21 protein-coding genes and 1 rRNA gene are annotated in these 23858 nt (G+C 73.1%); 7 read left to right on the top strand and 15 right to left on the bottom strand.

Annotated features, from left to right (window positions below; all coding sequences use genetic code 11):
* Nucleotides 1-3: 3 nt before the first annotated feature.
* The 5 genes from G339_RS0110620 to G339_RS33225 all read right to left on the bottom strand — a co-directional run bounded on the left by G339_RS0110620 (nt 4) and on the right by G339_RS33225 (nt 5960).
* Entirely contained in the window at nt 4-1551 is a 1548-nt protein-coding gene (locus tag G339_RS0110620) for a GMC family oxidoreductase (RefSeq protein ID WP_019631059.1), read from the bottom strand.
* A gap of 142 nt (nt 1552-1693) precedes the next feature.
* A complete protein-coding gene (locus G339_RS0110615; protein WP_026341327.1) occupies nt 1694-2959 on the bottom strand; it encodes an SAM-dependent methyltransferase in 1266 nt (421 codons plus the stop codon).
* A gap of 88 nt (nt 2960-3047) precedes the next feature.
* Nucleotides 3048-4415, bottom strand: coding sequence for an FAD-binding oxidoreductase (locus tag G339_RS0110610; RefSeq protein ID WP_019631057.1), 1368 nt, complete (start codon nt 4413-4415; stop codon nt 3048-3050).
* Between the two features lie 102 nt (nt 4416-4517).
* Nucleotides 4518-5054 (bottom strand): DUF1707 and DUF4870 domain-containing protein, encoded by a 537-nt coding sequence (locus G339_RS0110605; RefSeq protein WP_019631056.1) that lies wholly within the window; start codon nt 5052-5054, stop codon nt 4518-4520.
* Between the two features lie 291 nt (nt 5055-5345).
* On the bottom strand, nt 5346-5960 hold the full coding sequence (locus G339_RS33225) for a polysaccharide deacetylase family protein (protein WP_051107823.1): 615 nt from the start codon (nt 5958-5960) through the stop codon (nt 5346-5348).
* A 475-nt stretch (nt 5961-6435) separates the two neighbouring features.
* Here G339_RS33225 and G339_RS0110595 point away from each other — a divergent pair, with 475 nt between their 5' ends.
* Nucleotides 6436-6810, top strand: a complete 375-nt coding sequence (locus tag G339_RS0110595; protein ID WP_019631054.1) for a hypothetical protein — start codon at nt 6436-6438, stop codon at nt 6808-6810.
* A 249-nt stretch (nt 6811-7059) separates the two neighbouring features.
* On the opposite strand, the gene G339_RS0110590 is transcribed toward G339_RS0110595, so the two are convergent.
* The 3 genes from G339_RS0110590 to G339_RS0110580 all read right to left on the bottom strand — a co-directional run bounded on the left by G339_RS0110590 (nt 7060) and on the right by G339_RS0110580 (nt 9656).
* Nucleotides 7060-8055 carry a DUF4192 domain-containing protein gene (locus tag G339_RS0110590; protein ID WP_033322898.1) on the bottom strand — a complete coding sequence of 332 codons (996 nt, stop codon included), beginning with the start codon at nt 8053-8055 and terminating at the stop codon, nt 7060-7062.
* Nucleotides 8056-8125: 70 nt separating this feature from the next.
* Nucleotides 8126-8623, bottom strand: coding sequence for a phosphoribosyltransferase (locus G339_RS0110585; protein WP_019631052.1), 498 nt, complete (start codon nt 8621-8623; stop codon nt 8126-8128).
* A 19-nt stretch (nt 8624-8642) separates the two neighbouring features.
* Nucleotides 8643-9656, bottom strand: a complete 1014-nt coding sequence (locus tag G339_RS0110580; protein WP_019631051.1) for an MlaD family protein — start codon at nt 9654-9656, stop codon at nt 8643-8645.
* Nucleotides 9657-9814: 158 nt separating this feature from the next.
* On the opposite strand from G339_RS0110580, the gene G339_RS0110575 reads away from it, so the two are divergent.
* Entirely contained in the window at nt 9815-11881 is a 2067-nt protein-coding gene (locus G339_RS0110575) for an ATP-dependent DNA helicase (protein ID WP_019631050.1), read from the top strand.
* A 24-nt stretch (nt 11882-11905) separates the two neighbouring features.
* Here the strand turns inward: G339_RS0110575 and G339_RS0110570 are convergent, their stop codons facing one another.
* On the bottom strand, nt 11906-12337 hold the full coding sequence (locus G339_RS0110570; protein ID WP_019631049.1) for a pyridoxamine 5'-phosphate oxidase family protein: 432 nt from the start codon (nt 12335-12337) through the stop codon (nt 11906-11908).
* 58 nt (nt 12338-12395) lie between these two features.
* On the bottom strand, nt 12396-13607 hold the full coding sequence (locus G339_RS0110565; RefSeq protein ID WP_019631048.1) for a pyridoxal phosphate-dependent aminotransferase: 1212 nt from the start codon (nt 13605-13607) through the stop codon (nt 12396-12398).
* Between the two features lie 118 nt (nt 13608-13725).
* Here G339_RS0110565 and G339_RS0110560 point away from each other — a divergent pair, with 118 nt between their 5' ends.
* From G339_RS0110560 to G339_RS0110545, 4 genes are all read left to right on the top strand, one after another.
* On the top strand, nt 13726-14484 hold the full coding sequence (locus G339_RS0110560; protein WP_240489785.1) for a TetR/AcrR family transcriptional regulator: 759 nt from the start codon (nt 13726-13728) through the stop codon (nt 14482-14484).
* On the top strand, nt 14481-15485 hold the full coding sequence (locus G339_RS0110555; protein ID WP_019631046.1) for an AurF N-oxygenase family protein: 1005 nt from the start codon (nt 14481-14483) through the stop codon (nt 15483-15485). Before G339_RS0110560 ends, G339_RS0110555 begins: the two co-directional genes overlap by 4 nt.
* A gap of 2 nt (nt 15486-15487) precedes the next feature.
* Nucleotides 15488-17023, top strand: coding sequence for a flavin-containing monooxygenase (locus G339_RS0110550; protein ID WP_019631045.1), 1536 nt, complete (start codon nt 15488-15490; stop codon nt 17021-17023).
* 154 nt (nt 17024-17177) lie between these two features.
* Nucleotides 17178-17999 (top strand): SDR family NAD(P)-dependent oxidoreductase, encoded by an 822-nt coding sequence (locus G339_RS0110545; RefSeq protein WP_019631044.1) that lies wholly within the window; start codon nt 17178-17180, stop codon nt 17997-17999.
* A gap of 40 nt (nt 18000-18039) precedes the next feature.
* Here the strand turns inward: G339_RS0110545 and G339_RS0110540 are convergent, their stop codons facing one another.
* From G339_RS0110540 to G339_RS33220, 3 genes are read right to left on the bottom strand one after another with little or no spacing between them, the layout of a single operon-like run.
* On the bottom strand, nt 18040-19356 hold the full coding sequence (locus G339_RS0110540) for an ABC transporter substrate-binding protein (protein WP_019631043.1): 1317 nt from the start codon (nt 19354-19356) through the stop codon (nt 18040-18042).
* Nucleotides 19337-19714 carry a DUF742 domain-containing protein gene (locus tag G339_RS0110535; protein WP_019631042.1) on the bottom strand — a complete coding sequence of 126 codons (378 nt, stop codon included), beginning with the start codon at nt 19712-19714 and terminating at the stop codon, nt 19337-19339. The genes G339_RS0110540 and G339_RS0110535 overlap by 20 nt, the downstream gene beginning before the upstream one ends.
* A complete protein-coding gene (locus G339_RS33220) occupies nt 19714-21918 on the bottom strand; it encodes a sensor histidine kinase (RefSeq protein ID WP_051107812.1) in 2205 nt (734 codons plus the stop codon). Before G339_RS33220 ends, G339_RS0110535 begins: the two co-directional genes overlap by 1 nt.
* Before the next feature lie 182 nt (nt 21919-22100).
* Here G339_RS33220 and G339_RS0110525 point away from each other — a divergent pair, with 182 nt between their 5' ends.
* The gene (locus G339_RS0110525) at nt 22101-22622 is read left to right on the top strand and encodes a 2-thiouracil desulfurase family protein (RefSeq protein WP_019631041.1); all 522 of its coding nucleotides are present in this window, start codon (nt 22101-22103) and stop codon (nt 22620-22622) included.
* Between the two features lie 152 nt (nt 22623-22774).
* Here the strand turns inward: G339_RS0110525 and G339_RS0110520 are convergent, their stop codons facing one another.
* Together G339_RS0110520 and rrf are read right to left on the bottom strand one after the other, a co-directional pair.
* Entirely contained in the window at nt 22775-23476 is a 702-nt protein-coding gene (locus G339_RS0110520) for a haloacid dehalogenase type II (RefSeq protein WP_033322890.1), read from the bottom strand.
* A 232-nt stretch (nt 23477-23708) separates the two neighbouring features.
* Nucleotides 23709-23825: ribosomal RNA gene (gene rrf, locus G339_RS0110515) — 5S ribosomal RNA — on the bottom strand.
* Nucleotides 23826-23858: the final 33 nt, after the last annotated feature.

Raw genomic sequence — 23858 nt, 5'->3', positions numbered from 1 at the left:
CCGTCAGCCCCGGATGAGGTCGGCGGCCCGCTCCCCCACCATGATCGCGGGCGCGTTGGTGTGGCCCCGGATGATCTCCGGCAGGACGGACGCGTCCGCCACCCGCAGCCCCGCGACGCCGCGCACGCGCAGCTCGGGGTCCACGACCGCGTCGTCGCCCGTGCCCATCCGGCACGTCCCGACCGGGTGGTACAGCGTCTCGCAGTTCGCGCGGACGTACGCGGCGAGCCGGTCGGGATCGGCCGTCCCGTCGTAGGGGGCCAGCGGCGCGCCCGCGTGCCGGGCCAGCGGCTCGGTCGCCAGCAGCTCCTCGGCCAGCGCGATGCCGTGCAGCAGCCGGGGCAGGTCGGCGCCGGCGGTGAGGTAGCCGGGGTCGATGACGGGCGCGCCCGCGGGGTCGGCGGGGGCGAGCGCGATCGTCCCGGCCGATTCGGGCCGCAGCAGGACCACGCCGACCGTCAGGCCGTGCTCGGTCGGCGGGGTGAGGCCGTGCGCGACGAACGGGACCGGCGCGAAGATCAGTTCGAGGTCGGGGGCGGGCAGCGCCGGGTCGCTCTTGGCGAACACGACCGCCTCCCCCACGTTGGACGTCAGCGGCCCGCGCCGCGCCAGCAGATAGCGCGCGATGTTCGGCAGCGTGTCCGCGCCGGTCAGCGTGACCGGCCGCGTCGCGTGCCGCAGCACCATGATCGCCAGGTGGTCGCGCAGGTTCCGGCCGACGCCGGGCAGCGCGGCGACCGGCTCGACGCCCGCCGCGCGCAGCCCGTCCGGATCACCGACGCCCGACAGCATCAGCAGGTGCGGCGACCCGACCGCGCCCGCCGCCAGCACGACCTCGCGGCGCGCCCGGACGATCCGGCCGCCGTACTCCACGCCCGTCGCGCGCCCGTCCTCGATCACGACGCGGGACACGTGCGCGCCCGTCACCACGCGCAGGTTCGGCCGCCGCCGCGCGGGCCGCAGATAGGCGTCGGCGGTGCTCCAGCGGCGGCCGCGCCGCTGCGTGACGGGCGTCAGCGCGCAGCCCTCGTTGGACGGGCCGTTCAGCTCCGGCAGCCGCCGTATCCCGCGCGCGGCGCAGGCGGCGAGGAACGCGCGGGTCGTCTCGTTCGGGTCGCGCTGCTCGGAGACGGTCTGCGGCCCGCCCGTCCCGTAGACGGCCCCTGCGTTGCCGCCGACGCGGCCCTCCAGCCGCCGGAAGTACGGCAGCACGTCGTCGTAGGACCAGCCGGGCACGCCCCAGCCGTCGTAGTCCTCGCGGTGGCCGCGCACCCACATCATCGCGTTCATCGACGACGAGCCGCCGAGTATCCGGCCGCGCGGCCAGTACAGTTCGCGGCCGTCCAGCGCGGCCTGCGGCGCGGTCGTGAAGTCCCAGTCGTACGGCGTCTTGAACAGCTTGGGGAACGCGGCCGGGACGCGGATCTCCTGTCTGGCGTCCGGCCCGCCCGCCTCCAGCAGCACGACCTGCGCCGCGGTGTCCTCCGACAGGCGGGCCGCGAGCGCGGCCCCCGCCGACCCGGCACCGACGACGACGTAGTCAACTTCCATGAGGCTCCTCGGCGTGGGGGCCGCCCGCGACGGCCCGGACGAACACCGAGATACCACCGGAAAGCACCCGGCCGAAACCCCGCAGAAACGGCGGAGGCCGCGCCGGGTCGCCCCGACGCGGCCCCCGCCGCAGGTCAGCCGGTCACGACGCCCAGGTCGGGCGCAGCGGCATGTGCGACGCGCCGTTCTCGTCGAGCTTCACGCCCAGCGTCTGGTGGAGCTGGATCCAGTTCTGCTCGAACCCGATGACGCAGCCCGCCATGTAGACGCGCCACACCCGCGCGGTGCCCTCGCCGACCTCGGCGACGGCCTCGTCCCAGTGCTCGTCCAGGTTCTTGCACCAGCCCAGCAGCGTCCGCGCGTAGTGCTCGCGCAGGTTCTCCTGGTGGCGGATCTCGAACCCGGAGTCGTTCATCGCCTGCTGGATGAAGCCCGGCCCCTCCAGCTCCCCGTCGGGGAACACGTACCGGTTGATGAAGCCGCCCTGCTTCATCGACGGCGCGAGGTTGTCGGGCCGGGTGATCGTGTGGTTCAGCATCCGGCCGTACGGCTTCAGCTTCCCGTACAGGAAGGAGAAGTAGGACGGCAGGTTCTTCTTCCCGATGTGCTCGGTGAGGCCGATGGAGCTGACCGCGTCGAAACCCGTCTCGGCGACGTCGCGGTAGTCCATGTGGCGCACCTCGGCGAGGTCCGACAGGCCCCGGTCGGCGATGGCCTTCTGCGCCCACTCGGCCTGCTGCTTGGACAGCGTCACGCCGAGCGCCTTCACGCCGTACTCCTTGGCGGCGTGCATCACCATGCCGCCCCAGCCGCAGCCCACGTCCAGCAGCCGCATGCCCGGCCTGAGACCGAGCTTCCTGGCCACCAGGTCGTGCTTGTTGAACTGCGCCTCCTCCAGGGTGGCGTCCTCGGTGGGATAGCAGGCGCACGTGTACGCCATCGACGGGCCGAGGACCCACTCGTAGAAGGTGTTGGAGACGTCGTAGTGGTGCGAGATCGCCTGCGCGTCACGGCTCTTGGAGTGCCGCAGCCACGACGGCACCCGGCTGAACGGCGCCTCCTGCGGCGGCGGGGGGAGCCTGCGGGACGTCGCCGCGCGGAGCAGCGGGTCGCCCAGGACCCCGGCGATGATCCGAAGCTTGTCACGCGGCGTCACGTCGTCGAGGACCTGCTGCATCGTCGACAGGGCGGTATACATGTCGCCGCTGACGTCGATCATGCCGCTCACGTACGCGCGGGCCAGACCCAGCGCGCCGGGCGAGTGGACCAGGTACGAGACGGCGTACGGGGAGCGCACGTCGAACCGGATGTCCGCGCCCGGCTGCCCCGAGCGCGATCCGTCATAGGCCGAGAACTCCACTGGCGCCCCAGGCCCGGCCAACTGCTCGAAGACCTTGGCCAGCGTCATCTTTCTTCCTCCTGTCTCCACGCCCCTCCGGGGCCGCGGCTTGCGCACCGGCCCCGGCCGGGGCCTTCCCCCGATGGCCGCGGACGCGTCAGCGCCCGCGCACGCACTTGTCGTAGAGGTCCAGCAACCGTCCGGCGGGGTCGTAGCCCGCCTTCAACCGCTGGTAGGTTTCCCCGTCGTAGTAGCGCCAGAACTCGTCGCGGCCGTAAAAAGCGGTCGAGTAGAGCGACTTGTGCCCGTCCAGCGCCGCGACCTCCCGCTCGATGAGGCGGTTGTGGTACTCGGGGATCTGGCCCGGGGGCAGCCGGACCGTCCCCCAGAAGCCGGCGTTGACGTACGTCCGCCCCTGCTCCAGCGGGTACAGCGGCCAGGACTCGCGGGCGCGCAGCGGGCACAGCCAGATCGGGCTCATGCCGACCTTGGCGTGGAAGAAGTCCAGGAACTCCGGAACCCGCTCGACGGGGACCTCGATGTCCTGGATGACGTCCTCGCGGGGCCGCAGCCCGCGCCACCGCTCGATGCGCGCGAGGATCTGGTACCGCCGGTCGTAGGCGACGAGCCTGCGGTAGACGTCCGAGCGCTTGGCGCGGTCCGGCCAGACGCGCCGCACCAGCGGGTTCTGCACGCCGAACGCGCCCGAGCACCAGAACCAGTCGGTGTCCCAGCGCCAGATGTAGTCGTGGACGGTCAGGAAGTCGACCGAGCGCTGCTGGATCGACCGGTAGTAGATCCGCTGGCCCGTGTAGTCGGACGTGTAGGGGGCCTCGTCCACGAAGAAGCCGAGGGTGATGTACTGCTCGTCCGCCGAGAAGACGGTGCCGTCCATGAAGTCGATGGTCTCGCCCTCGTAGACGCCGCTCTCGACCAGCTCGGCCAGCGCCGTGCTCAGCGCCGCCGCGTCCGCGAACCGCAGGTGCCGCACCCGGACGTACGGCTTGACCTCGATCAGCTCGATCTTCAGCCGCAGCGAGTAGCCGAGCGTCCCGTAGGAGTTGGGGAAGCCGTAGAACAGGTCGCGGTGCTCGTTGTCGCGGGTGGCGGTGACGACCTGGCCGTCGCCGGTCAGGACCTCCAGCTCCAGCACCGACTCGTGCGGCAGGCCGAGGCGGAACGACGTCGACTCGATGCCGAGGCCGGTGACCGCGCCGCCGAGGGTGATCGTCTTGAGCTGCGGGACGACCGTGGGCATCAGGCCGTGCGGCAGCGTCGCGGCGACCAGGTCCTCGTAGGTCGTCATGCCCTGGACCTGCGCGGTGCGGGTCTCCGGGTCGACGCTCAGCACACGGTCGAAGCCGGACACGTCCAGGCCGGGGGCCTCGGACGGGTCGCGCCAGCGGAACAGGTTCGAGGTCTTCTTCGCCAGCCGGATCGGCTGGCCCTTCGGGATCGCCGCGTACGACCGGCGCAGCGCCTCGACCGCCCGTGCGTGATCACCGTTGACCGACAGGTCCGTCATCTACCCCTCCCCGAGACAGTAAACCGATCATCCCATGTATCGTCCACATAATCGGGCGAGAGGGTGCTCACAGGCACCCTCGGGAATAAACAGCGCTACGCACTATCTCACGAGACGCAGAATCCACGGGGTCCGGAAGCCGTTCCCGGCGAGCGCGACGGCGGCGGCGACGGCCGCGACCGCCCAGGTCAGGGCATAGAGGACGCCGCCGAGCCCGAACGTGACCACCGTGACGAGCAGGACGGTCAACTGGAAGTTGACGGCCTCGACCGCGTGGCGGCGGACGTACGCGGAGCGCTTCCCGCTCGTCAGCATCATGATCAGCGGGCCGACGAACAGGGTCGGGACGCCGAGGAAGTGGGACAGGGCGGCGAGGACGCGGTCCTCGCCGGTCGGCGCGGCCCCGTCGGCGGGGCGTCCCGCGCCGCGCGGCGCCGGGGCGAGGTCGCGCTCCAGGGGGTCGAGGTCCCCCCGCGTCTTGGCGGTCATCGCGAGGTGGGCGCGCAGGTCGAACTCGTCGTGGTCGAGGCGGCCCTCGGCGTACGCCTCCTGGAGGCGCGCGACGACCGCGTCGCGCTCGGCGTCGGACACGCGCAGATGGCCGGTCGTCGGGGCGCCGGCGGCAGGGAAACGGTCCATGCCCCCATGCTCCGCGCCCCGCCGGCCGCCCGCCATCGGGGAACCCCCTGACCCGACCCTGACCCCGCCCTCGCCCACCCGGCGGACCCGCCCTCCGCCCGGAGCACGCGTCCGCCGTCCGCTGCGGGCGTCCGGTCGGGTGCCCGGCCGCCGTGCCTCCGCTTGGCGCCGGTCCGGCGGAACCCGCTTCCGCCCGTGCGCCGGACACGCGCTGTCCGCCCGTCCGGCGGAGGCCTCCCTTCGTCCACCGGCGGACGTCCGCCATCCGCCGGAGGGTTGCGGGCGGGTGGGTCAGCGGGGGCGTTTGAAGTACTTGTGGCCCGGCTTGAGGTGGCCGCTGAAGAGTTCGGGGACCGTGACGAAGACGTAGCCCTTCGCCTTGAGGCGGGCGATGATCGCCGGGACGGCGTTGACGGTCGTCCGGTGGATGTCGTGGGACAGGATGATGTAGCCCGGCCGCGCGCCGCGCACGACGCGCTTGGTGACGAGGGCGGTGTTGCGGTCCTTCCAGTCCAGCGGGTCGACGGTCCAGAGGATCTGCGCGAGGCCGAGGCCGCGCGCGACGGACGCGACGGTCCCGTTCGTGGAGCCGTACGGCGGGCGCATCAGCGTCGGCGTCCCGCCGCCCGCGCGCTCGATGGCGCGCTGCGTGCGCGCGAGTTCCGAGCGGACCCCGGCGGCGGACCTGCGGCGCAGGTCCGCGTGGTCCCAGCTGTGGTTCGCGACGACGTGGCCCTCGGCGCGCTCGCGGCGCACCAGCTTCGGGTACGCCCGCGCGTTCGTGCCGACCAGGAAGAACGTCGCCCGGACGTGCCGCGCCGCGAGAATGTCGAGCAGCTTCGCCGTGTAGGGGCCGGGGCCGTCGTCGAAGGTCAGCGCGACGCATTTGGCGTGCGCGCAGTCCACGCGGCGGGGCGCGGCCGGTTCCCCGGCCGCCCCTGATTCGGGGGCCGCGGATTCCGGCGGCGCGGCCGTTTCCCGAGGTGCGGCGGATTCGGGAGGCACGGCGGACTCGGGGGCCGCGGCGGATTCCGGGTGCGCGGCGTTCCGGGAAAGCGCCCCGCCGGAATCGGTCCGGGCTCGCGGCGTCGTGCCCTCCGCGCCCGCGCCCGCGCCCGCGGCGGGAAACGGCCGATCGGCCGCCGCCGTTCCGAAAGCGCTGACCCAACCGCACACCGCGACCGTTCCCGCGATGGCCGCGCTCCAGCGCACGCGACTCGTCATGATTCCCCCTCCGACCGCCCCGATTCATTGATTCTAGAACGCGGCGGTCCGGAATTCCCGGCGTCGGGAACCCGCGCGTCTCGATGGTCGTTATCGTCATACTCTGCCCATCGCCCCGGATATCGCCCGGCGGCGAACACGACGGACGGGGGACGCCATGAGGTTCCGGGACCGTTTCGGCCTGCGCAGACACGGCGGCGCGCGCCGCAACACGCTCGACCGCGAGGCCACCGACGCCGACCTGGACGCGCTCGTCGCCTTCGCGCGCTCCCGGCGCGGCGTCGAGTTCTTCGTCGAGCCGGAGACGTTCGCGACCGACACGACGGCCGTCGCCGTCGCGCACGACGGCGAGTGGACCCGCCGCCGCGTCGGCTCCCCGCGCGTCATCGCCCGGCTCGCCCACGAGCTGAGCCTGCCGGTCTACGACGTCCACGCGGTCGGCTACCCGCCGCGCATGCGCGCCTGGAACGAGCGCAACCGCGCCGCCCGCGTCGACCCCGGAAAGCCCGGCGAGTCGGTCTCCTCTTCCTGACCGGCGCGATTATCCCCGCTTCGAACGTCTCTCCTGCGCACATGACGCGTCGTTCACGCTCCGTCCTTTGAACACGTGGTCGGGAGGCGTTCGGGTCAAGAGTTCCTCAGTTCACTTCGAACGCCTCCCCGCGCGCGGGCTCGGTCGCTCAAAACTCCGCCGGCTCGCCGTTCGCTCCGTTCATTCCGTTGTCTCTCGGGAAGTCGTCCCGGCTCAGGCGAATGGCGGCGGGCGCGGGGCGCGGCCCGGTCAGGGCTTTCGGGTGCGGTCGGAGATCACCTCCAGGTCGTCCGGGGTCAGGCGGAGGCGGATCGCGGCGGGCGGCACGCCCAGGGCGGCGGCCTCGCGCAGGAGCAGGGCCATCGAGTAGGCCGGGGCCGCGTCGAGGGCGCGGTCCAGGGCTACGTTCGCGAGCGCGCCGTCGCCGCGCACGTAGGCGGCGTAGGCCAGCAGGGACGCTGGCGCGGCGGCGTACCGGCGGGCGACGCGGCGGGTCGCGTCGCGCCAGAACTCGACGTCGGCGGCCGGGTCGTCGCCCCTGACCCGCACCCACGCCTCGTCCCGGACGCGCGGCGCGGTCAGCAGCACGCCGAGCCACGCCAGGTCGTCGTCGTCCGGCAGCAGCCCGTCCGCCCGGTGCCGTTCCAGCAGCTCCGCGACGAACGGCACCCCTTCGGCCGCGGCCGTGCCCCCCGACTCCGTGAGGTCGGCGAAGCGGATCTCGGCACGGGCCGTCGCGGCGCGCATCGCGACGCGCGCCGCGCCCTCGACCCGCGCGACGCTGCGCGCCAGGTCGGCGCGGCTGGCGAAGGCCGCGTGCCCCGCGTACACGGCCTCGGCCGTGACCCGCGCGGCGGCCGTCCCGGCGGCGCGGCCCTCGGGCGGGCAGCTCGCCGCCGCCGGACCGCCCGCGCACGCCAGCGGCCACCAGCGGTCCCCGAGGACGCGCAGCGCGTCGACCACCGCGACGCCGTGCCGGGCGAGCGCCGCGCACAGCGCCGCCGCCGCGCCCTCCACCCGGGCGGCGTCCCCGTACCCGAGCACGACGGCCCGCGTGAACCCGTTCCGCGCGACGACGGCCGCCGTGTGCTCGTCGGCCCCGGGTAAGTCCTGCCGGATCGCGCACGCCCGGCGCGGCCCGCCGAACGCCAGGCAGACGAGGCTGTCGGCCGGATGGAAGCCGAGCATGAAGGGGACGGCCGCGATGGCGTCCCCGGGTTCGCGGATGGTCAGCGGTTCGCTCATGGAGCCGAGCGTCACCGCCGCCGCGAGCCCCCGCCGAAATCGGATCGGCCCTGTGGAGAACCCCGGAGGGTCAGGCGTCGAGAACCTGCTGGTCGCGCCGCACCACGGGCGGTTCGGTGGACCACGGGAAGTTGATCCACCGGTCGGTGTGCTTCCACACGTACTCGCACTTGACCTCGGAGTGCGGCTTCTCGTACACGACGGCGCACCGCACGTCCGCGACGTGGTCGGCGCAGAAGTCCCGCACGAGCTTGAGCGTCGCGCCGGTGTCGGCCACGTCGTCGGCGACGAGCACCCGCGCGCCCGACAGGTCCACCGCGCTCGGCGTCGGCGGCAGCATGACGGGCATCTCCAGCCGCTGGTCCACGCCGGTGTAGAACTCGACGTTCATGACGTGCAGGTTCTTCACGTCCAGCGCGTAGCCGAGCGCCCCCGCGACGAACAGTCCGCCGCGCGCGATCGACAGGATGAGGTCGGGCCGGTAGCCGCTCGCGGCGACCTCGCGGGCGAGGTCGCGGCTCGCGGTCCCGAACAGCTCCCAGGTGAGGACTTCTCGTTCCGCAGACACGCGCCAATCTTCGCCGACGTCAGGGCGTGCTCGGACCCCGGGTCGGACACAGGTCGATGATGATCGCGCAGACGTCCGGCGTGAGCGGCACGCGCAGCATCGCGGGCCGGGCGCCCTGCGGCCCGTCGGTGTCGATGACGTCCGCGATGCCGGTGAAGAACCCGTTGAGCCCGTCGATCAGTTCCATCAGGTCGGGCCCGGCGGCGTTGACGACGGACGCGGCCCGGCCGCCCTGGTCGATGATCCCGCCGAGGGCGCCGCCCTGCGCTTGGAGCGTTCCGCCGACGCGTTCGGAGAGCCGCGCGGACTCGTCCAGCAGCGCCGCGAGCCGGTCGTCCGCGAGCGGCGCGAGCCCGTTGAGGTCGCGGGTCGCGCCGACGATCGCGTCCCCGCGCCCGCCGAGCGCGGTGGAGACGCCGGTGACGTCGCGGACGAGGTCGCGCAGCGTCGTCCGGTCCCCGTACATCGCGTCGATGACGGACGCGCCGTTGTCGAGGCCGCGCCGCAGCGCGGGCCCCGATCCGGCCAGCCCCCGCCCGAACGTGTGCGCGAGCGTCGCGACGTCCTGCGGGTCCACGGCCGACGCGGCCCGGTAGGCGGGCCAGGCGGTGTCGGACGGATCGGACGGGTCGACGGTCCGCGTGATCGCGCCGCCGGACGCCAGATACGGCCCGGCCTGGTCCCCGAGGTCGAGCGATATCTCCTTCGGCCCGAACACCGAAACCGGGTCGACGCGGGCCTGCGCCTCGCGGGGCACCCGCACGTCGCGCCGGACCTTCATCCGGACGAGCACCCGCCCGTCCGCCCGCAGCGAGACGGACGCGACCCGGCCCACGGTCATCCCCCGGACCTTCACGTCGGACCGCTCGTCCAGGCCCTGCCCGGCCCGGCCGAACGCGGCCGTGTACTCGGTGTCCCCGCCGTCGGGGCTCCGCGCCCCGAGGCCGACGAGCGCCACCGCCCCCGCCAGGACGGCGACGCCGATGGCGCCGAACTTCACCCGCGCGCGCGCCGAGAGCGCGGAATCGGTCATCGGACCCCCTATAAGTAAGCGCTTGCATTATGCGGGTCGGGAGGGGTCCGTGTGACGGTTGTGACGAGTGATTAGCCTCACGTCTCACCGGCCGTCCAGCCCGGCGGCTCTTCCGCAGTCCGCGCCGGGGCCGCGAGATCACGCTGTAGCGTGTCGGGGTGCCCGCCCCTGAGCTGCTGACCGACGCCCCCGACGACGCCCCGGCCCCCGGCGACGCGCCGGACCTCGACGTCCTCCTCGCCGCCGCCGTCGAGGCGGTGGGCGGCGCCGAGCGGCCCGGCCAGGTGGCGATGGCGCGGGCCGTCGAGCACGCCATCGCGTCCGGGGAGCACGTCGCCGCGCAGGCCGGCACCGGCACCGGCAAGTCGCTGGCCTACCTCGTCCCGGCGCTGCGGCACGCGGTCACCCGCCGCACGACCGTCGTGGTGTCCACGGCGACGATCGCGCTGCAGCGCCAGCTCGTCGACCGGGACCTGCCCCGGCTCGCCGAGGCGCTCAGGCCGCATCTCGACGTCGAGCCGAAGTTCGCGATCCTCAAGGGCCGCCGCAACTACCTGTGCCTGCACCGCGTCCAGACCGGCGCACCCGACGACGACGACGGCGAGGGCCTGTTCGACCCGCAGCAGCTCTCGTCCCTCGGCCGCCAGGTCAAGCGCCTCCACGAGTGGGCCGACGAGACGACCACCGGCGACCGCGACGAACTCGTCCCCGGCGTCGGCGAGCAGGCGTGGCGGCAGGTCGCGGTGTCCGCGCGCGAATGCCTCGGCGCGACCCGCTGCCCGCAGGGCACCGAGTGCTTCGCCGAGCGGGCGCGGGCGGCGGCGGGCGAGGCGCACATCGTCGTCACCAACCACGCGCTGCTGGCGATCGACGCGCTGGAGGACTTCCAGGTCCTGCCCGAGCACGACGTCGTCATCGTGGACGAGGCCCACGAGCTGGTCGACCGCGTCACCTCCGTCGCCACCGGCGAGCTGAGCGGGCCGGGCGTCGCGTCGGCCGCCAAGCGCCTCGGCCGGCTGGTCGAGGACGCCGTCGCGGACCGGCTCGCGGAGGCGGGCGAGGCGCTCGGCTCACTGCTGGACGACCTGCCGGACGGCCGGATGGACGTCCTGTCCCACGCCCTGGGCACGACCCTCGCCGTCCTGCGCGACGCCGCGCACGGCTGCCAGACCGCGCTCGGCCCCGAGCGCAAGGAGGCCGACCCCGCCGACGCGGGCGCGCGCAAGGCCGCCCGCTCCGCGCTGGAGGACCTGCACGACACCGCCGTCCGGCTGCTGGACGCGTTCGTCCCGGAGATCTCCGCGCGCACCGAGGTCGTGTGGCTGGCCAAGCCGTTCGCGCCGGAGGGCCGCCCGAGCCGCCCGCCGACGCTGCACGTCGCGCCGATCGGCGTGGGCGGGCTGCTGCGCGGCACCCTCTTCGAGGACCGCACGACCGTGCTGACGTCCGCGACGCTCACCCTCGGCGGCTCCTTCGAGCCGCTGGCCCGCCAGTGGGGCCTGCCGCCGCTCGGCGCCGCCGCCGAGGAGAAGAAGGACGACGCCAAACCGCTGAAGTGGAGCGGCCTCGACGTCGGCTCCCCCTTCGACCACCCGAAATCAGGCATCCTCTACGTCGCCCGGCACCTCCCCCAGCCCGGCCGCGACGGCCTCGCCGACGCGTGCCTCACCGAGATCACCGAGCTGGTCGAGGCGGCGGGCGGCCGAACGCTCGGCCTGTTCTCGTCCATGCGCGCCGCCCGGCAGGCCGCCGACGAGCTGAAGGACCACCTGTCGCACCCGCTGCTGTGCCAGGGCGACGACGCGACGGCGCTGCTGGTCAAGCGGTTCGCCGAGGAGGAGCGCACCTGCCTGTTCGGGACGCTGTCGCTGTGGCAGGGCGTGGACGTGCCCGGCCCGTCCCTCCAGCTCGTCATCATGGACCGCATCCCGTTCCCGCGCCCCGACGACCCGGTCGCCTCGGCGCGGCAGCGGGCCGTCGCCGCGCACGGCGGGAACGGGTTCATGGCCGTCGCCGCGACGCACGCGGCGCTGCTGCTCGCGCAGGGCGCGGGGCGGCTGCTGCGGTCGATGGACGACCGGGGCGTCGTCGCGGTCCTCGACCCGCGGCTGGCGACGGCGCGCTACGGGTCGTTCCTGAAGAACTCGCTGCCGCCGTTCTGGGCGACGACGGACCCGCAGGTCGCCCGGGGGGCGCTGCGCCGCCTCGACGCCGCCGCGGGCTGACGGCCGCGGCGGCGCGCGCCCGGCTCAGCCCCGCCTCAGCCGCCGGCCGCTGATCTCGACCGGCGTCAGCGAGATGAACGACTCGCGCGGTCCGCGCGGCCAGGGCCGCACCTTGGGGGCCCGCTCGATCTCGTCCTCGCTGAGGTGGTGGGCCGGCCCGCGCAGCAGGACGCTCCAGCCCTCCTCCAGGCGCTCGTCGAACCGGTCGACCTCGAACGCCACCCGGACCTCCGCGCCGCGCAGCACGGTCGTCACGCCCGTGTTGATCCGGCCGCCGAGGGTGGTGCGGAAGACGACCGTGTCCCCGTCGAGGATGTAGTTGACCGGCAGGACGGTCGGCCCCTCGCCGTCGTCGAACGCGACGCGGCCGACGCCCCCCGGCGCGATCAGGCGCAGGCACTCCTCCCGGTCCAGTTCCTCCGGGACCGCGCCCCCGTCTTCAGCGGACGTGCTCATCACTGGCCTCCCTGTCAACTCCAGGGGCCTCTTTCCCCGGGAGCACGCCCATCATCCCTCAGCGGCGGCGCGCGGCGAGGAACTCCCCGATGCGGCCGATGGCCTCCTCCAGGTCGTCGGCGTACTGGAGCGTGACGATCCGGAAGTGGTCGGGGTCGGGCCAGTTGAACCCGGTGCCCTGCACGACGAGGATCTTCTGCTGCTCCAGCAGGTCGAACGCGAACTGGACGTCGTCCTTGATCGGATACATCTCCGGGTCGAGCCGCGGGAAGACGTACAGCGCCCCGCTCGGCCGCACGCAGGAGACGCCCGGCAGCGCGTTGAGCTGGTCGGCGGCGCGGTCGCGCTGCTCGCCGAGCCGCCCGGTCGGCAGCACCAGCTCCTCGATGCTCTGGTTCCCGCCGAGCGCGGCCTGGATGGCGTGCTGGCCGGGGACGTTCGGGCAGAGCCGCATGTTGGCGAGGATGTCCAGGCCCTCGATGTAGGACTCGGCGTGCTCCTTCGGCCCGGACAGGATCACCCAGCCCGACCGGAACCCGGCGACGCGGTAGTTCTTCGACAGCCCGCCGAAGGTGAGGCACAGCAGGTCGGGGGCCAGCGACGCGATGGAGGTGTGGACCGCGCCGTCGTACAGGATGCGGTCGTAGATCTCGTCGGCGAAGATCAGCAGGTTGTGGCGGCGGGCCAGCTCGACGATCTGCTCCAGCACCGGCCGCGGGTAGACGGCCCCGGTCGGGTTGTTCGGGTTGATGATCACCAGCGCGCGGGTGCGGTCGGTGATCTTGGCCTCCATGTCGGCCAGGTCGGGCGCCCAGCCGGCGTCCTCGTCGCACAGGTAGTGGACGGCCTCGCCGCCGCACAGCGACACCGACGCCGTCCACAGCGGGTAGTCCGGCGTCGGGATGAGCACCTGGTCGCCGTTGTTCAGCAGCGCCTGGAGCGTCATGACGATCAGCTCGGAGACGCCGTTGCCGAGGTAGACGTCCTCGACGTCCACGCCCCCGATGCCCAGCTCCTCGCAGCGCTGCACGACCGCGCGGCGCGCCGGGAGGATGCCCTTGGAGTCGCTGTAGCCGTGGGCGTCGGGCAGGTTGCGGACCATGTCCTGGAGCAGTTCGTCCGGGGCCTCGAAACCGAACGGGGCGGGGTTGCCGATGTGCAGCTTGAGGATGCGGTGCCCCTCGGCCTCCATCTGCTTGGCGCGGCCGAGGACCGGGCCGCGGATGTCGTAGCAGACGTTGGCGAGCTTCGCGGACTGGATGACCTGCATGGCCTCCACTGTATCCGCGCGCGATCACGCGGCCCCCGGCCCGGTTCCTCATGAATTGTGACGCGGGCGACATACATGCAAGCTTGATTGCTTGTTTGTGGTTTCGTACCTTCGAACCGTGTCAGTAAGCACTCGCCGACGGAAGCCGCGCGGCCGCTCGTCCAGCACGTCGAACCGCCGCACCCAGGAGGAGCGGCGGTCCCGGACGCGGCAGCGCCTGCTGAACGCGACGATGGAGTGCCTCGTCGACCTCGGCTGGTCGGGGACCTCGACGACGGAGGTCGCCCGCCGCGCGGGCGTCTCGCGCGGCGCGCAGCAGCACCACTACCCGACGAAGATGGACCTGGTCGCGGCCGCGCTGGAGCACATGCTGGAGACCCAGCGGATCGCCTACGAGTCGGCGTTCGCGATCCTGCCGCCGTCCCGGCGCAACGTCGAGGGCGCGCTGGACCTGCTGTGGAACGTCTTCCGCGGCCGTCCGGCGAAGGCGCTGATGGAACTGGCCGTCGCCGGGCGCACCGACGACGAGCTGCGGCCCCTGTGCCGCGACATGAACGAGCGGATCGTCCAGGTGATCCTGGAGACCTTCGGCCGCCTGTTCCCCACGAACACGCTGCCGGACGACTTCATGCCGACGCTGCTGCGCGGCATGTACGCGATGTTCGTCGGGCTGTCGGTGCAGAACGCGCTCGACGACGACGCCGACGGCCACCAGGCGGACGTGCTGACGCAGGTCAAGAGCATCGCGTCGCTGATCGTCCCCGAGAGCGGCGGGCCGTGCGATCCCGCCCGTCCCACCCCCGAAACCGGCCCCGACACCGGCCCCGACACCGGCGAGGACGCCGGACGCATCACCCCCGAGGGAGCGCCATCATGACCAAAGCCCCCACCGAGCTCGCCGAGGAAGTGCGCGAGCAGGTCAAGGACAAGAAGTCGTACCTGGGCGTCATCAGCCGCCTGAACAAGGCGTCGGTGGACAAGCACTGGGAGGCGTACGCCGACATCCCGTGGGACGACCCCGAGCTCCAGGTCGACAAGAACGACCCGCGCTGGGTGCTGCCCGAGTTCGACAAGCTCGGCGAGACCGAGTGGTACAAGTCGCAGCCGCCGGAGATCCGGTCGCAGATCGGGCTGTGGCGCGTGGCGACGGCGATGAAGATCGGCCTGCAGTTCGAGAACCTGCTCAAGCGCGGGCTGCTGAACTACGCGTACCGGCTGCCGAACGGCCGCCCGGAGTTCCGGTACGTCTACCACGAGACGACCGAGGAATGTCACCACGGGATGATGTTCCAGGAGTTCGTGAACCGGACGAAGCTGCCGATCCGCGGGATGCCGCGCGCGCTGAGCCTGGTCGCGCAGGCGGCCCCGTGGATTCCGCTGGTCAGCACCGAGCTGTTCTTCGTGTTCGTGCTCGGCGGCGAGGACCCGATCGACTACGTGCAGCGCAAGTCGCTCAAGGGCGGGCACATCAAGCACCCGCTCGAAGAGATGATCATGAAGATCCACATCGCGGAGGAGGCGCGGCACATCTCGTTCGCGCGCCACTACCTCAAGCACCGCGTGCCGAACCTGGACCGGTCGCAGAAGGCGGTGCTGGGCGTCGCCGCGCCGATCGTCCTCGGCGTGATGGCGCGCATCATGCTGTCGCCCCCCGGCCCGATGGTGCGGCACTTCAACATCCCGCAGGACGTCGTCCGCGAGGCGTACCGGAACCCCGACTCGCGCGCGGAGATCTCCAACTCGGTCGGCAAGATCCGCGACCTGATGAACGAGCTGGGCGTCATCACCCCCGTCAACAAGCGGCTGTGGAAGGCGTTCGGCATCTGGGACGAGCCGGGCACGCGCCGTCCGCTCAGCACGGACCTCAAGGCCGCCTGAGCATGGCCGCGTCCGTTCCGGCCGACCGGCCCGCCGTGGTGACGCCCGCGGCGGGGCCGGGTCGGGCGTACAGCGTGGTGATCGTCGGGACCGGGTTCTCCGGGCTCGGCATGGCGATCGGGCTGAAGAAGTCCGGCGTCCACGACTTCGTGATCCTGGAGAAGGCCGACGAGGTCGGCGGGACGTGGCGGGAGAACACCTATCCGGGCTGCGGCTGCGACATCATGTCGCTGCTGTACTCGTTCTCGTTCGCCCCGAAGGCCGACTGGTCGCGGATGTTCCCCAAGCAGGCCGAACTGCTGGAGTACATCAAGGACGTCGTCGCCGAGCACGGCCTGGAGCAGCACATCCGGTTCGGCGCGGAGGTGACGGGCGCGGAGTACGACGACGCGTCCGACACCTGGGGCGTCTCGATCGCCGGTCCCGGCGCCGCGCCGGGCGAGGTCGTGCGGGGCCGCGCGCTGGCGGCGGGCATGGGCCCGCTGCACCAGCCGAACGTCCCCGACCTGCCGGGCCTGGACTCGTTCGAGGGCGCGATGTTCCACTCCGCCGAGTGGAACCACGACGTCGACCTGGCGGGCAGGCGCGTCGCGGTGATCGGGACGGGCGCGTCCGCGATCCAGTTCGTCCCGCAGATCGCGAAGAAGGTCGGCTCGCTGACGCTGTTCCAGCGGACGCCGCCGTGGATCATCCCCAAGCCGGACCGCCGCATCACCGGCGTCGAGCGGGCGCTGTTCCGGCGCGTGCCGGGCGTCCAGCGCGCGTACCGCGACGGCATCTACCTGATGCAGGAGAGCTTCGTCCTCGGGTTCAAGAACCCCCGGCTGCTGAAGGCCGCGAGCGGCCTGGCGAAGTGGCACCTGAACCGCCAGGTGAAGGACCCGGGGCTGCGCCGCAAGCTGACGCCCGACTACACGATGGGCTGCAAGCGGACGCTGGTGTCCAGCGACTACTATCCCGCGCTGACCCGGCCGAACGTCGAGGTCACGACGGCGGGTATCGCGGAGGTCCGCCCGCACTCGATCGTCGCGAAGGACGGGACCGAGTACCCGGTCGACGCGATCATCCTCGGCACCGGCTTCCACGTCACCGACGCGTTCGAGCACGCCCACATCGTCGGCCGCGACGGGTTGAAGATCCAGGAGGCGTGGAAGGACGGCATCGAGGCGCACCTCGGCGTGACCGTGGCGGGCTTCCCGAACCTGTTCCTGCTGCTCGGCCCGAACTCCGGGCTCGGCCACAACTCGATGATCTTCATCATCGAGGCGCAGGTCCGGTACGTCCTGCAGTGCCTGAAGATGCGTGAGGCGAGGGGCGGCAGCCGGATCTCGGTGCGGCCCGCCGTCCAGCGGCGGTTCAACCGGTGGGTGCAGGAGAAGTCCGAGGGCGCGGTGTGGGTCGCGGGCGGCTGCACGAGCTGGTATCTGGACCGCGACGGCGTGAACCGGGCCGCGTGGCCCGCGTCCACGGTGAACTACTGGCTCCGCACGCGCCGGCTCGACCCCGCGGACTTCGAGGTCGCGGGCCCGGCGCGCTGACGGCGGCCCCTCGCGGGGGGCACTGTCGGCGGGGCCCGGCGGGACCGTAGACTCGCCGACAATTCAACGCATCATCCAATACGTCGCCGCGGGGCCGGGGCACCTCCCCCGTCCCGGCCCCGCGGACGGCCTTCCCGAGCGAGCGGAGCACGCAATGAGCATCGCGATCGTGACCGGAGGCGCGTCCGGCATCGGCCGGGCCATCGCCACGTCCCTGGTCCGCCGCGGCGACACCGTCGTCGTCGCCGACATCAACGCCGACGGCGCCCGCCAGGTCGCCGACAGGCTGAACACCCTCGGTCAGGGCAAGGCGACCGCCGCGGCGCTCGACGTCACCGACGCCGCCGCCGTCGACGCGCTGTACCGGTCCGTCAAGGACGAGCACGGCCGCCTCGACCTGGTGTTCAACAACGCGGGCATCGCCATCGGCGGCCTGGCCGAGGAACTGTCCCTCGACCACTGGAACCGCGCGATCGACATCAACCTCAAGGGCGTCGTCCACGGCGTCGACTCGGCGTACCGGATCATGCTCGAGCAGGGCTTCGGGCACATCGTCAACACCGCGTCGCTCGCCGGGCTCGTCCCGATGCCGGTCGGCATCCCCTACACCGCCACCAAGCACGCCGTCGTGGGCCTGTCCCTCGGCCTGCGCGCCGAGGCCGCGCCGCGCGGCGTCAAGGTCAGCGTCGTCTGCCCGAGCTTCGTCGACACGCCGCTGCTCGCCAACGTCAACCCGGACCTGCCCGCGACGGCGATGAGCGGCGACGCCAAGAACGAGATCAAGAAGGCGTCGCCCCGGCTCTACACCGCCGAGAAGCTGGCCCGCGACATCGTCCGCGGCGTGGACCGCAACAAGGCCCTCATCGTCGCGCCCGCGCACGGCCGCGTCGCGTGGCGGGGCGTGCGGCTCAACCCGGCGGGCGCCGTCCGGGTCGCGCAGTTCGCGGTCTCCCGCATCCAGTCGGGCCGCAAGTGACGCGGGGACGGGCGCGGGCCGCGGGCCCGCGCCCGTCCGCTCACCTCGCGCTCGTGCAGGGCGCGTCGAGCCGGTAGCGCTGCGCGGTCTGCCCGGTGAAGTAGTCGGTGAGGACCTTCAGCCCCGTGTACTGGGTCGCGTCCGGCCGCTCGATCACCGTCTGCCGGAACGCCGCCGAGTTCGCCGTGCCGGAGAAGTCGCCCGCGGCGGCGGGCAGGATGCCCTCGTAGTCCACGAACGACGTCTCCTTCATCGCCTCGTACAGACCGTCGCGGGTCAGCCGCCCGTTCCGCACCGCCCGCTCGATGACCGCCTTCAGCGGGTACTGGATCACCCAGCCCGCCGTGTAGGTGTCGTCGGGCGCGACGCGGCCGAGCGCGCCGCGCATCGCCGTGTAGCCCGGCGCGTCCGTCGCGAACGGCTTCCAGGACGCGAGCATCAGGAAGTGACCGCGCATCGCCGGGGCCGCGGGCGTCTTCATCACCGCCGCGTTCCACGTCGTGTTGTCGCCGAGGAACCGGCCCTTGAACCCGTGCGCGACGGACTGCGACACGATCGCCGCGTTCTCCGCCGGGCCCGTGGACAGCAGCACCACGTCCGGCCGCCACTTCAGGATCTCGCGGACGGCCGCGCCCTGCGCCGCCTGGCCCTGCGGGGTCTGGACGTCCTTGTAGCGCAGCCCGTGCGCCCGCGCCGCGATCCGCGCGCCCGCCGCGCCGTCCGCGCCGTAGTCCCCGGCGAAGCGGACGCTCATGACCCGCCGCACCTTGCCCTGCCGCACCATGTAGTCCACGGCGTTCATGTAGCTGAAGCAGTACGGCGGCCCGGACTCCAGAATGACGTCCTCGAACTCCCACTTCGACTGGAACGACGCGGGCACCGCCAGAATCCGCGCGGAGCGCAGGTCGTCCAGGATCGCCTCGCTCGTCGCGGACCCGAGCGTCTGCGCCAGCGCCAGCACCCGGTCCTTGATCTCCAGGTACGCGGCCAGGTGGCGGCTCGGGACGTACCCGGTGTCCCGGACGTACGTGACGGCGTCCACGTCGTAGCCGCCGATGCCGCCGTCCTCGTTGACGCGCTGCCAGAACGCCCGTTCGGCGCGGGTCAGCGGCACGCCGAGCGAGCTGAACGGCCCGGTGGACAGGTCCGACAGCGTCCCGAGGTAGATGCAGCCGTGGTGCCGGTTCACCGCGTGCGGGCACGGCTTGTCCGTCACCCCGGGCACGGTCTCGGCGTTGGCACGGTCCGACAGCAGGCCGCAGCCCGCCGCGCCGAACAGCGCCGCGAACAGCAGCACGGACGCCGCCAGCAGCGCGGCCGCGCGGGACGGCGGCCGGTCAGAGCGCGCGGAGACCATCGATCATCTCCTTCAACAGCCTGGTGTCCGGTCGGCCGGACACCGTCTCGGGCGGGCGCGCGGCGATCAGCCGGCGCTCCAGCAGGTCCCCCAGCAGCACCCGGACGACGCCGAGCGGCAGCGCCAGCTCGGCCGCGACCTCCGCGACCGGGACGGGCGCGCGGCACAGCTCCAGGATCGTCTCCTCCTCCGGGGTCAGCGCGTCGGGATCGGGCAGCGGCTCGCGCGCCCGCACCGTCGCCAGCAGGTCGAGGCCGTCGCCGTCGGCGTGCCGCGCGCGGCCCTTGGCCAGCGCGTAGGGGCGGACGACCGGACCGGCCATCTCGTCGACCCACAGCTCGTCCGGACCCTCCGGCATCAGTCGCCACCGGACCCGTCGCCGCGGGGCTCCGGCCCGGGGGACGGCTCGTTGAACGTCACGTAGGCGTCCGAGGCGTCGGTGCGGCCGTGCCGTTCTTCTCGGTAGCGTTCGTTCCCGTGCTCGCCGATGCTGTGCTGGCCGATGCCGTGCCAGTCCGCGGCGTCCGCCGCGCGCGGCTCCGGGGCGGACGCGAGCAGCGCGGGCTCGTCGTCGCGGAGCTGCTCGACCAGGTGCGTCTGGCGGCGGCGCGCGGGCAGCCCCGCGTCGGTCTCGCGCGGGACGTCCCGCTCCGGCGGCGGCCCGACGACGATGTCCAGCGGCAGCAGCACGATCGCGGTCACGCCCCCGTACGCCGACGAGCGCAGCGTCACCCGCGCGCCCAGCCGCGCCGCGAGCCGCGCGACGACGAACAGCCCCAGCCGCGTCGTGTCGCCCAGCCGCGCGCCCGGGTCGGTGGCCAGCAGTTCGTTGCACGCCGCCAGCTCGTCGGGCGCGAGGCCGAGGCCGCCGTCCTCGATCTCGACCGCGAAGCCCCGGCCGACCAGCTCCCCGGTGACCCGGACGGTCGTCGTCGGCGGCGAGAACGTCGTGGCGTTCTCGATCAGCTCGGCCAGCAGGTGGATCGTGTCCGCGACGGCCGAGCCGCGCAGCGCGGTCCGGCCCATCGGCGCGACGTCCACCCGCGTGTAGTCCTCCACCTCGGCCGCCGCCGCGCGCGCCACGTCCACCATGCGGACGGGATCGCGCCACGTCCGCCCGGCGGGCCGCCCCGACAGCACGACCAGGCCCTCGGCGTGCCGCCGCATCCGCGTCGCGAGGTGGTCGAGGGCGAACAGCGCCTCCAGCTCCTCGGGACGCTCGGTGCGGCGCTGCATCGTCTCCAGCATCCGCAGCAGGCGCTGCAGCAGCGACTGGTTGCGGCGGGCGAGCGTCACGAAGACGTCGTTCAGCCTGCGGTGCGCGGCTTCCTCGTTGGCGGCCGAGCGCTCGACGGCGCGGCGGGCCTCGGCGAACGCGTCGCCGATGCGGCGGATCTCGGTCGTCGTGTAGGCGGGCTCGTCCGGCGTCTCCGGCGCGGCGATGCCGGGCCGCTCGCCCTCCGGCGCCGACGGCTCGTCGCCGGGCAGGCGCTCGGCCGCGAACGCCGACACGTCGCGCGCCAGCCGGCGGCTCTCCCGGATCAGCGTGCGGCCGACGCGGACGGCCAGCACCAGCGCGGTGACGACGGCGACCAGGCCGAGCCCGCCCGCGAGCCACAGCCGCAGCAGGAACGTGCGGGCGGTGTCGCCCGCCCGGTCCGTCGTGACGGTCCGGATGTCCGTCGCGAGCCCGGACAGGTCGCGGCCGACCGCCTCCGTCGCGGTGTGCCACGCGCCGACGTCCACCGCCGGAACCGCGCCCGACGCGGACCGCCGGACGACCCGCGCCTCCAGCTCCTCGAACCGCGCCGCGTCCGGCCCGGCGACGATCGACCGGTACCGGACGGCGTCCGGCCCGCTCAGCGAGTGCGACGCCTCCTCGTACAGCGCCTCGCGCGCCCCGGACAGCCGGATGACCTCGATCCGCTCGGCCTCGGTCATCCGCCCGGCGGCGAGCACACCGGTGACCAGCGCGTCCTCCCGGGCGAGCTGCTCGCGGCCCCGCTCCAGCGAGATCAGCATCCGCGAGTTGCGGACGACCTGCCTGTCACTGGACGGGACGTCGTCGTACACGTCGGCGGCGAGGTCGATGAGCGCGCTGTAGCGCGTCATGGCCTGGGTGCGGTCGATGGAGCGGTGGTCGACGGCCTGGCGGAGCGCGTCGAGGTCGTCGAGGGCGCGGGCGAGACGGGTCATCCGCTCCCGCGTCTCGTCCCGGGTCGCGCCGCGCGTGGCGGGATCGGCCGCGGCCCGGCGGAACGCGTCGCGGACGCGGCCGGTCGCGGCGCGCTGCGCGTCGAACCCGGCCCGGCCGATCGTCGCGTCGTCGCCCAGGGAGGACAGGGACATGCGGCGCTCGTCCTGGAGCGCGGCGATGAGGGCGTCCGTGGGCTCGGCGACATGCGTCGTGAACGTCTTCGCGCGGGTCTGCCGGAGGCTGTCGGTGAGCGCGGTCGTGGCGGCGAAGCCCCACAGGACGATCAGGGCGGTGAGCGGCGGGAACAGGAGCAGGAAGATCTTCGCCCGGACGGACCGCGCCCGCCACCGGCTCGTGTCGCCCATGATGACCCCCGCGGACCCGCACCCCGAATGGGATCGGACCGTATCGCGGGTGTTCGCCGGTTAATGGGAGCTTTATGCGGTTGCCGGTAATTGTTATGTTCGTGTTACCGTCGCATGTCAGGCGATCGACTCCGGCTCCTGGAAGTCCGGTTCGCGCGGGGCGGCTGGACGGGGGTGATCGGGTGGAACGCGTGCTGGTCAGCTCGTGCCTGCTCGGCCGTCCGGTGCGCTACGACGGCGCGGGCAAGGCCGTGTCGGACGACCTGTTCGCCCGCTGGCGCGCGGAAGGTCGCCTCGTCCCGTTCTGCCCGGAGGTGTCCGGCGGCCTGTCGGTGCCCCGGCCGCCCGCCGAGATCGTCCCGCTGTCCCCCGGCGCACGCGCGGACGGCGACGCGGTCCTCGACGGCTCCGCGCGCGTCCTCACCGACGCGGGCACGGACGTCACGGACGCCTTCCTGCGCGGCGCGCGCCTGGCCCTGTCCTGCGCCCGACGCGCCGGCGCCCGCGTGGCGCTCCTGAAAGAGGGCAGCCCGTCCTGCGGCTCCCGCCGCGTCTACGACGGCACCTTCACCGGCCGCGCCGTTCCCGGCGACGGCGTCACGGCCGCCCTTCTGACCCGCGAGGGCCTGCACGTCTTCCCGGAAACGGAACTCGACGCGGCGGCGGCCTTCCTCTCCCGTTTGGAAGCGTCCGCCGCGCCTTGAACAGCCCGCCTCATCGCGCGGCGTTCGGATGCTCGATACGGAGCCGAGCACCCTGCGCAATACCCCCGACGTGGGAGAGGTCGGCATCACCGGTGCGATGCTGGAGTACCGCGGCGTTCAGCCGAGGACAACGGCAGGTTCCCCGACCGTGTTCAGCCGAGGAGGTCGGCAAGCTCCCCGACCGTCTCGACGACGGCGTCGACCCCGTCCGGCACCGGGACCGGTTCGGCGCCCGGCCCCCACTCCAGCGGACGCGGAAGGTAAGCGGTGCGCAGGCCGACAGCCACCGCGGCCGCCAGGTCGTCCGGGTGACAGGCGGCCAGGACGACGCGGTCGGGCGTCGTCCCGAGGGCGTCCACGGCCATCCGGTAGACGCGCGGATCGGGCTTGAACGAGCGGGCCAGCTCCGCCGACAGGACGCAGTCGAACCGCAGGCCGGCACGACGGGCGAGCCGCGCCAGCGCCCCGACGCCCCCGTTGGAAAGCGTCCCGACGAGCGCGGACCCCTCGTGCAGCCGGTCGAGCCCGGCCACGACGTCCGGCCACACGGGCAACCGATGCCACGCCCGCACGAGTTCGGCGCGCTCCGCGTCACCCAGTTCGCCCAGGCCGCCCTCAGCGAGCACCCCGTCCAGCGTGAGCCGATGCAACGCGTCGAGCGGCATCCACGGCAGTTCGCCCTGGAGCACCCGCGCGATCGTCGGCCGATAAGCCCCGCGCCAGGCGTCCGCGACACCGGCCCAGTCGGCCGCCACACCGACCGCACGCCCCGCCGCGGCCAGCTCGCCCGTCACGCCCGACCGCCAGTCGGTCAGCGTCCCGAAGACGTCGAACAGCACCGCGTCCACGTTCATGAAATCCCCGTTCGCCGACCCGCCCATGCCGAGCCGCCCACCCTAGATCCCGGGAAACCCCCGCCAACAGCCCCACCCGAAACACACGCGCCGCCCGAGTACTCACCCCGGACATGAAAAAGGACCCCACCACGACGGCGAGGTCCCAAACAGAACAGGCCCCGCCCGCAAGGCGAGGCCCGAGAAACAGAACAGGCCCCGCCATGAATGGCGGGGCCTGTTCGTAATATGAGTCCGGCGGTGTCCTACTCTCCCACACAGTCCCCCATGCAGTACCATCGGCGCTGAAAGGCTTAACTTCCGGGTTCGGAATGGGACCGGGTGTTTCCCTCTCGCCAAAACCACCGAACGACCAACCCCAACCCCTCCGAAGCACCGAAGC

This window comes from Actinomadura atramentaria DSM 43919, assembly GCF_000381885.1.
Lineage (GTDB): Bacteria > Actinomycetota > Actinomycetes > Streptosporangiales > Streptosporangiaceae > Spirillospora > Spirillospora atramentaria.
This window is presented reverse-complemented; position numbering and strand designations above follow the sequence as displayed.

Excerpts from the sequence above, each read along its gene's own strand:
- G339_RS0110615 (WP_026341327.1), bottom strand. The coding sequence starts at position 2,959 with ATGACGCTGGCCAAGGTCTTCGAGCAGTTGGCCGGGCCTGGGGCGCCA.
- G339_RS0110520 (WP_033322890.1), bottom strand. The coding sequence starts at position 23,476 with ATGAACGTGGACGCGGTGCTGTTCGACGTCTTCGGGACGCTGACCGAC.
- G339_RS0110590 (WP_033322898.1), bottom strand. The coding sequence starts at position 8,055 with ATGAGCGAACCGCTGACCATCCGCGAACCCGGGGACGCCATCGCGGCC.
- G339_RS0110595 (WP_019631054.1), top strand. The coding sequence starts at position 6,436 with ATGAGGTTCCGGGACCGTTTCGGCCTGCGCAGACACGGCGGCGCGCGC.
- G339_RS0110565 (WP_019631048.1), bottom strand. The coding sequence starts at position 13,607 with ATGCAGGTCATCCAGTCCGCGAAGCTCGCCAACGTCTGCTACGACATC.
- G339_RS0110570 (WP_019631049.1), bottom strand. The coding sequence starts at position 12,337 with ATGAGCACGTCCGCTGAAGACGGGGGCGCGGTCCCGGAGGAACTGGAC.
- G339_RS0110535 (WP_019631042.1), bottom strand. The coding sequence starts at position 19,714 with ATGCCGGAGGGTCCGGACGAGCTGTGGGTCGACGAGATGGCCGGTCCG.
- G339_RS0110620 (WP_019631059.1), bottom strand. The coding sequence starts at position 1,551 with ATGGAAGTTGACTACGTCGTCGTCGGTGCCGGGTCGGCGGGGGCCGCG.
- G339_RS0110580 (WP_019631051.1), bottom strand. The coding sequence starts at position 9,656 with ATGACCGATTCCGCGCTCTCGGCGCGCGCGCGGGTGAAGTTCGGCGCC.
- G339_RS0110540 (WP_019631043.1), bottom strand. The coding sequence starts at position 19,356 with ATGGTCTCCGCGCGCTCTGACCGGCCGCCGTCCCGCGCGGCCGCGCTG.
- G339_RS0110555 (WP_019631046.1), top strand. The coding sequence starts at position 14,481 with ATGACCAAAGCCCCCACCGAGCTCGCCGAGGAAGTGCGCGAGCAGGTC.
- G339_RS0110545 (WP_019631044.1), top strand. The coding sequence starts at position 17,178 with ATGAGCATCGCGATCGTGACCGGAGGCGCGTCCGGCATCGGCCGGGCC.
- G339_RS33220 (WP_051107812.1), bottom strand. The coding sequence starts at position 21,918 with ATGGGCGACACGAGCCGGTGGCGGGCGCGGTCCGTCCGGGCGAAGATC.
- G339_RS0110550 (WP_019631045.1), top strand. The coding sequence starts at position 15,488 with ATGGCCGCGTCCGTTCCGGCCGACCGGCCCGCCGTGGTGACGCCCGCG.
- G339_RS0110605 (WP_019631056.1), bottom strand. The coding sequence starts at position 5,054 with ATGGACCGTTTCCCTGCCGCCGGCGCCCCGACGACCGGCCATCTGCGC.
- G339_RS0110610 (WP_019631057.1), bottom strand. The coding sequence starts at position 4,415 with ATGACGGACCTGTCGGTCAACGGTGATCACGCACGGGCGGTCGAGGCG.